We start from the raw sequence: 6,203 nt of genomic DNA on the forward strand, positions 1-6,203 counted from the left end.
CAAGCTGGGCGCACACAGTGAGAGATCGGTGAGTCCAGACGACACCGACACGGGCTCAGCCCCGGAAATGGAGTGCCTCATGGCTCAAGGAGAAGACCCGGTGATGGAGACCCTGGACGATATCAACGCCGTGTCCCTGTCCCGCACCGACCTGGACAGTCGGTCGCTGATGTTCGTGCGCATCGCGGCTCTCGCAGCGGTCGAGGCCCCGATGATGTCCTATCTGCTGCACATCGGGCCCGCGGGGGAAGCGGGTCTGACCGTGGACGACGTCGAGAATGTGCTCGTTGCTGTGGCGCCGATCATCGGCACCGCCCGCACCGCGGCCGCCGTGGGGAAGATCGCCGAGGCCCTGGGTCTGGCGATCCAGCTGACCTCGGAAGACACCGAGTAGAACCAGAACCAGACCGGTCCAGGGTGTCCGGCCCGTCAAGTCACCGGGGGAGCGGGCCGGATGCTTACAGTCACCGAAAGGAGAGAGTCCCCATGACGACATCGGTCCGCAAGCAGAACACCGCCGCCCTGATCGGCCGTCTCGCCGCGGCCGTTCTTCTCACCGGGTGCACCGAGTCAGAGCCGACCGCGTCACCCACGCCATCCGCCACCGCCACATCCTCGGAGACTCCCACTGGCACGTCGCCCACCGGGGAACAGACCATCTGGGCCGGTCACGTGTGCTCGTCGACGGCCACCCTGAAGACCGATGTGCAGGGCCTGGTGTCGTCTGCCGCCGCGGGCGGGGACGATGTCTCGGCCCGGCTGAACACCCAGATGACGACGATCATAGACTCGGTGGCCACCCTCGCGGACACGATCAGGACCGTGCCGAGGGGCAGCGAAGACGATCCCGAGGTGGCCGCCGTCAGGCAATCCTCGGATGCCCTCAGCACGTCGATCTCCGGCCTCGAGTCGAGCGTGGCCTCGGTCGAGGGCGCAACCGGCACAGCCCTGGTCGCGGCCCTCGGTTCGGTCGCCGGCGACGCCGGCGCCTCCCTGACGGCACTCGCCTCCACGGTGGCGGCGATCGCCGCGGCCGCCGCCGACCGCACCAGCACGATCGGGCAGGCCTTCGACGCCGCGCCGGAGTGCACTGCCCTGACCCGGTAGGCCTGCGGGGGACCCGGGCATGACACCGGGCATGACACCATGACTGAGTGACTATCTCGACAGATCCGGCGCTGGTGCCCGAATTACTGGTGCGGGACATCGACGTCAGCATCTGGTTCTGGTGCGAATTGTGTGGATTCACGACGAGCTACGACCGCCCGGACGACGGCTTCGCGTACATCACGCGGGGAACCGCGCACGTGATGCTGGAACAGGCAGGCTTCGGCAGGAACTGGATCACGGGTCCACTTGAGGCACCGCACGGGCGCGGAGTGAACTTCCAGGTGGCCGTGCCCGACGTCGATCCGATTCTCTCGGCATTGCGAGGGGCCGGCGTCACACTGTTCATGGAAACCGAGACGAAGTGGTACCGCGTCGACGACGAGGAAGCCGGCGTACGCCAGTTCCTGGTCAGCGATCCGGACTGCTATCTGATTCGATTCCAGAGCCCACTCGGTCGGCGGCCGGTCGCTCCATAGAGACGCCTCTGTCGAATTCGTTCGGGACCTGGAGGAACTGCCGGGATTCGGGTTGCACGGTGTGGCGCTCCCCGCGCTTCGGCGGAACGTAGCTGCAGGTGTCGCCGGCGCACATCTGCGGCTTCTGCTTCGCGAAGGCCCGCTGCAACTCGCAGCCGAGGCAGATGCTGAACGCGGTCTCCAGGAACAGAAGCGACAGGCAGAGGCTGCAAAGCGCGAGGGTAACGCCGTTGCTGACGTTCAGGAATCCCATCACTCCGCAGGAGATGAAAGCCATGCCCAGGCCGATCGACCAGGCCAGCTTCTTCTGTGCTGCACCCACCCATTCGGGTCGTTGAGCTCGCACCAGAAGCGAACCAATGATGAGGCTCGGCGTGTACTTGGTACCGATGAAGAGGCGGAAGGTCATATCGAACATGAAGATCGCGCCGAACATGCGCAGCGGTTGATACTCGCCGTTGAGTGCGGCGATCATGAACGCAATGATGCCGCCGAGGAACAGAAGGCCGGCGGATGCCCGGACCGCTCGTTCGTTCACCACGTGACTGTCGATCCCGTCGACGAACTCGCCGATGACCGGCTGTTCCTGGGGCGTCATGATGTCGCCTTCACCGCGGTGGCCTCGGCCTCGACCTGCCGGGCAGCGGTGTCGTCGGTGATCCGTCGTGAGAACTCGCCGAGGGCGGCCACCCTCCCCTCCTGGAACTTGGCGGCGGGGTACGAGCGACCGTCCTTTGCGAGGGCGCACGAGGTCGTGCCGCCCAGCAACAGCGACCACTCGTGGGCCGCGTGGGTTCGGACGCTCAGAATGTCCGACCTGGTGAGACTAGGGGTCGCGTCAGCTGCCATTGCGGCAAGTGCAGCGATCGGCCTCCGCCATTCCGTAGAGTGCGTCCTCGATGTGCTGGCCGCAGCCATCCCAGGTCGCCTTTTTGCAGTTGGAACACGTGATCTGATAACACATGGTGGAATCCTCTTTCTATGTCTGTGGCAACGAGGGTAACATACCCCCTGGGGTATTGTTTACAACAAAAAAAGGTGGGCAGAAATTCTCTGCCCACCTTTTGACCTGAGGTGTCTTATTTGGCGGTGACCGTGATAAGAGGGCTTCCGACCTCTACCTGGCCAGACGCTGCCTGGTCGACCGATCCGAACTTCTTGGGGTTCGTCACGAGCACCGGGGTGACCAGCGAGTAGCCGGCATCCTCGATCACCTTGCGGTCGAAGGTCACCAGCGGCGTGCCTGCCTCGACGCGGTCGCCCGCGGCCACCTTGACCTCGAAGCCCTTGCCGCCAAGGTTCACGGTGTCGATACCCACGTGAATGAGCATTTCAACGCCGCTGTCGAGTCGCAGTCCGAAGGCGTGACCGGTCGCCTGAGCGACGAGAACCTTGCCTGCTCCAGGGGCGTACACGGTGTCCTCGGTCGGATCGATTCCCACGCCAAGACCGACGATTCCCTTACTGAACACAGGATCCGGCACGTCCGTCAACGGAACGACGATACCGGCGATGGGCGAACCGATCGTGGCCAGGACCGTGGCGGTAGCGGTAGCGGTAGCGGTAGCGGTGGCGGTCCCGGTGCCTGTTCCTGAGCCTGACGCACCGGCAACAACGGGGGCTGCGATGTCAGAGTCGGTTGAGGCATCGTCGCTCGCTACGGTTTCCGCCGCCAGAGCCTCGGCGAATTCCGCCTTCTGCTCCGGCGTCTTATAGCCGGAGAGGATCACGAGGACCATCGCGGTGAAGAACGACGCGGTAATCGCGCCCGCGTACAGGGGAATGTTGTCGAACGCGGGGATGGTCAACAGCGAGGTGAAGACGAACGCGCTGGTCTTCACGCCGCCGCCGAGGCCGAGGATGACGCCGCCCACGAGGCAGCCCACGAGCATCCGTGGGTAGATGCGCTTGAACCGAAGGTGGATGCCATAGAGCGAGGGTTCAGAAATACCACCCAGCAGGCCGGCCGCGAGCGCGCCCGTTGCGGTCTGCTTCATCTGACGGTCCTTTTCGCGGATGGACAGGAACAGCACGCCGGCAGTTGCACCGAAGCACGCGAAGTTCCATGCACCCATGGGGCCCTGGATGAAGTCATAGCCGAGGGACTGGATGTTGAGCAGCATAATTGCGTTCAGCGGCCAGTGCAGGCCGAGCGGAACCATGAACGGGTAGGCCAGTGGGATGACGACCGCGAAGATGAACGGCGAGAAGTCGTTGATCGACTTGAGGAAGTTACCGAGTGCGGCGCCGCCGTACACGCCCATGGGGCCGATCAGGAAGGCGGTCAGCGGGATCATGATGAGCATGCAGAGGAACGGCACGAAGATCAGCTGAACGCTGGACGGAATGATCTTCTTCAGATACTTGGTCAGCAACCCGAGAACGACCGCCATGATCAGCGGCGGGAACACCTGCGAGCTGTAGTCGGTGACGGTCAGAGGCAGTCCGAAGATCTGCACGACTGCAGCCTTGCCGCCGAAGACGGTCTCTGCTCCGTCGGTGAGTCCCAGCGCGTTGAAGCCGGGGAGCATGACGACGGCCATGATGCCGAAGCCGACCCAGGGGTCAGCGCCGAGCCGCTTGGAGGCGTTGTAGGCGACCATCAGCGGAAGGAAGACGAAAACGCCCTGCCACATCAGGTTGATGAACGCCCAGGACGGGTCGAGGGTGACGCCTGGTGCGTTCCACGACGGGATGACCCCGAGGGTTGCCATCAGAGCCATGAACGTGATGAACAGGGATGCGCCGAGCAGCGCACCCAGGATCGGGCGGAAGGAGTCGGACAGGATCTCGAAGAACGTGTCCAGCCCGGAGAACTTTCCGCGCGGGCCCTTCGCGCGTTCCGCGGTCTTCACATTGGCGATGGTATCGCCGGTGCCGTGGTCGCCCGCATGCTTCTTCATTGCGGGAAGCGCCATAATGTCGTTGTATACGGTATCTACGGCTCCGCCGACGACGATCTGGTAGCGATCGCCGGCCTGCGGAACAGCGCCGAGAACCAGCGGCAACGCTTCGACGGCCGCTTGGTCAATCCCCGATGCATCCTTCAGCGTGAAACGTAGCCGGGTGGCACAGTGGGTGAGGCCGACGACGTTTTCGGCCCCTCCGATACTTTCAATAATGTCTGCAGCGGGTTTCGATGCCACCTTGGACTCCTTCTGGTGTTGATGCGGAATATAATGGTTCCGCTTGTTACGGCTCAGCGCGAACCACGCTGGCTGGCTGAAGACCGTAATGGTCTCCACGCATCGTTAGCAACGATAACGGTTTTTTGCACACGCTTAAGCATAAGGACAACGCCGGCCGTGCGCGGAAGGAATTATGCCGTCGCGACTCGGCGATGAATCGGCACCATCGCGGGATGGGGAATCACAAAACACATCCGTCGTCGCGAGCAGTCTGAGCCGGGTTTTTGGGGCTTGAAGTCGTTACTGCACCAATATCGCTGGTCGTGATCCTGGCCCAAGGTGCGCGGAGGCCTCCGACGGCGCACCTAGGTTGGTCTCATGTCCAAACCGATTGAAGACCTGTGGCCACCCTTCGGGCTGAAAATTACCTGCGGACCTGTGACTCTGTCTCCTGTTCGCGACGCCGACCTACCCGAACTCGCTGCGCTCGCTGCGGCAGGTATTCACGCGCCGACGGAGATGCCGTTCTTCTTCCCGTGGACCGTAGGCTCCCCGGGCGAGATCCGGTTGCGGCTCATGCAATACCACTGGGCACAACGAGCCGAGATGTCGCCGGCGGCCTGGTCGCTCGAGACCACGGTTCGCGTCGACGGTGAGATCGTCGGTTGCCAGAGTATCTCGACCGGGGACTACCTCGTCACGAGAACGGGGGAGACGGGCTCCTGGCTCGGCATGAAGCACCACGGCCGCGGGATCGGTACGCTCATGCGTCAGGCTCTCTGCGCGTTCATGTTCGATCACCTGGACGCCGCCGAGGTCACCTCAGCGGCATTCGTTGACAATCCCGCGTCTCTCGCGGTGTCGAGAAAGGTCGGGTACCGGGAGAACGGAATCGGTCGCTTGAAGAGGCGCGACGGCGAGATGGCCTTGAACCAGAAACTGGTCCTGACTGCCGCCACCCTGAACCGCGCCGAGCCCGAACTGAAAGTCGAGGGCGCACTGCCGCTCCGGGACTTCCTCGGCCTGAATGGTCGCGATCAATGATCACGGCCTGATCGGGTTATCCACAGGGTGCCTGTGGGTGGGCGGATGCCGCGGGCAATGTCGGTGGGTGCCCGTCGCGGCGGCGCGGCTGCCGGGGTCCCGGTGGGATGCGGCCGAGGTCGCGGAGCGGGGGTTCGTCAGCGAGCTGGCCTGCACGATCTGGGTGCCGCGCCGCACGGCCGAGAACCTGATCGCGAAGAGCCGGGCCCTGGCCGGCGAGCTCCCGGCCACCCGGGCCGCCCTCGAGGCGGGCGAGATCAGTTTCCAGCACGCGATGGTGGTGGTCAATCAGGTCTGGTCGGTTCCCGTCGAGGCCAGGCCGGCGTTCGAGGCGGAGGTGATGCTCGCGGCGTTGAGCCTGCAGGGGCTGGGGGAGGAACGCACCCTGACGCAGCTCACGGCGGATGTGTTCGCCGACATCATCCTCGACGGGGTCACCCCGTCC

At 64.1% G+C, this 6,203-nt stretch carries 7 protein-coding genes and 1 pseudogene; 5 read left to right on the forward strand and 3 right to left on the reverse strand.

The window, feature by feature from the left end; all coding sequences use genetic code 11:
- The first annotated feature begins 79 nt into the window (after positions 1–79).
- The 3 genes from E3O22_RS10480 to E3O22_RS10490 all read left to right on the forward strand — a co-directional run bounded on the left by E3O22_RS10480 (position 80) and on the right by E3O22_RS10490 (position 1,586).
- Entirely contained in the window at positions 80–394 is a 315-nt protein-coding gene (locus E3O22_RS10480) for a carboxymuconolactone decarboxylase (protein WP_134393880.1), read from the forward strand.
- A 92-nt stretch (positions 395–486) separates the two neighbouring features.
- Positions 487–1,107, forward strand: a complete 621-nt coding sequence (locus tag E3O22_RS10485; protein WP_134393879.1) for a hypothetical protein — start codon at positions 487–489, stop codon at positions 1,105–1,107.
- Between the two features lie 47 nt (positions 1,108–1,154).
- Positions 1,155–1,586 carry a VOC family protein gene (locus E3O22_RS10490; protein WP_198410602.1) on the forward strand — a complete coding sequence of 144 codons (432 nt, stop codon included), beginning with the start codon at positions 1,155–1,157 and terminating at the stop codon, positions 1,584–1,586.
- On the opposite strand, the gene E3O22_RS10495 is transcribed toward E3O22_RS10490, so the two are convergent.
- The 3 genes from E3O22_RS10495 to E3O22_RS10505 form a co-directional block, all read right to left on the reverse strand.
- A complete protein-coding gene (locus E3O22_RS10495; protein WP_134393878.1) occupies positions 1,519–2,184 on the reverse strand; it encodes a DUF4395 domain-containing protein in 666 nt (221 codons plus the stop codon). The genes E3O22_RS10490 and E3O22_RS10495 overlap by 68 nt on opposite strands.
- Positions 2,181–2,435: a hypothetical protein gene (locus tag E3O22_RS10500; RefSeq protein ID WP_134393877.1), complete on the reverse strand. Its 255-nt coding sequence runs from the start codon at positions 2,433–2,435 to the stop codon at positions 2,181–2,183. The genes E3O22_RS10495 and E3O22_RS10500 overlap by 4 nt, the downstream gene beginning before the upstream one ends.
- Positions 2,436–2,665: 230 nt before the next feature.
- Complete coding sequence (locus E3O22_RS10505) at positions 2,666–4,732, reverse strand: glucose PTS transporter subunit IIA (RefSeq protein ID WP_134393876.1); 2,067 nt, start codon at positions 4,730–4,732, stop codon at positions 2,666–2,668.
- Positions 4,733–5,092: 360 nt separating this feature from the next.
- Here E3O22_RS10505 and E3O22_RS10510 point away from each other — a divergent pair, with 360 nt between their 5' ends.
- Together E3O22_RS10510 and E3O22_RS10515 are read left to right on the forward strand one after the other, a co-directional pair.
- Positions 5,093–5,758, forward strand: coding sequence for a GNAT family N-acetyltransferase (locus tag E3O22_RS10510; RefSeq protein WP_134393875.1), 666 nt, complete (start codon positions 5,093–5,095; stop codon positions 5,756–5,758).
- Between the two features lie 67 nt (positions 5,759–5,825).
- Positions 5,826–6,203 (forward strand): annotated as a pseudogene (locus tag E3O22_RS10515) (hypothetical protein); the annotation flags it as partial.

Source organism: Cryobacterium sp. TMT2-18-2, assembly GCF_004402245.1.
Classification (GTDB): domain Bacteria; phylum Actinomycetota; class Actinomycetes; order Actinomycetales; family Microbacteriaceae; genus Cryobacterium; species Cryobacterium sandaracinum.

What these genes read in the sequence shown, in the direction of transcription:
- E3O22_RS10480 (WP_134393880.1), top strand. Translation starts at nt 80, where the DNA reads ATGGCTCAAGGAGAAGACCCGGTGATGGAGACCCTGGACGATATCAAC.
- E3O22_RS10485 (WP_134393879.1), top strand. Translation starts at nt 487, where the DNA reads ATGACGACATCGGTCCGCAAGCAGAACACCGCCGCCCTGATCGGCCGT.
- E3O22_RS10495 (WP_134393878.1), bottom strand. Translation starts at nt 2,184, where the DNA reads ATGACGCCCCAGGAACAGCCGGTCATCGGCGAGTTCGTCGACGGGATC.
- E3O22_RS10500 (WP_134393877.1), bottom strand. Translation starts at nt 2,435, where the DNA reads ATGGCAGCTGACGCGACCCCTAGTCTCACCAGGTCGGACATTCTGAGC.
- E3O22_RS10510 (WP_134393875.1), top strand. Translation starts at nt 5,093, where the DNA reads ATGTCCAAACCGATTGAAGACCTGTGGCCACCCTTCGGGCTGAAAATT.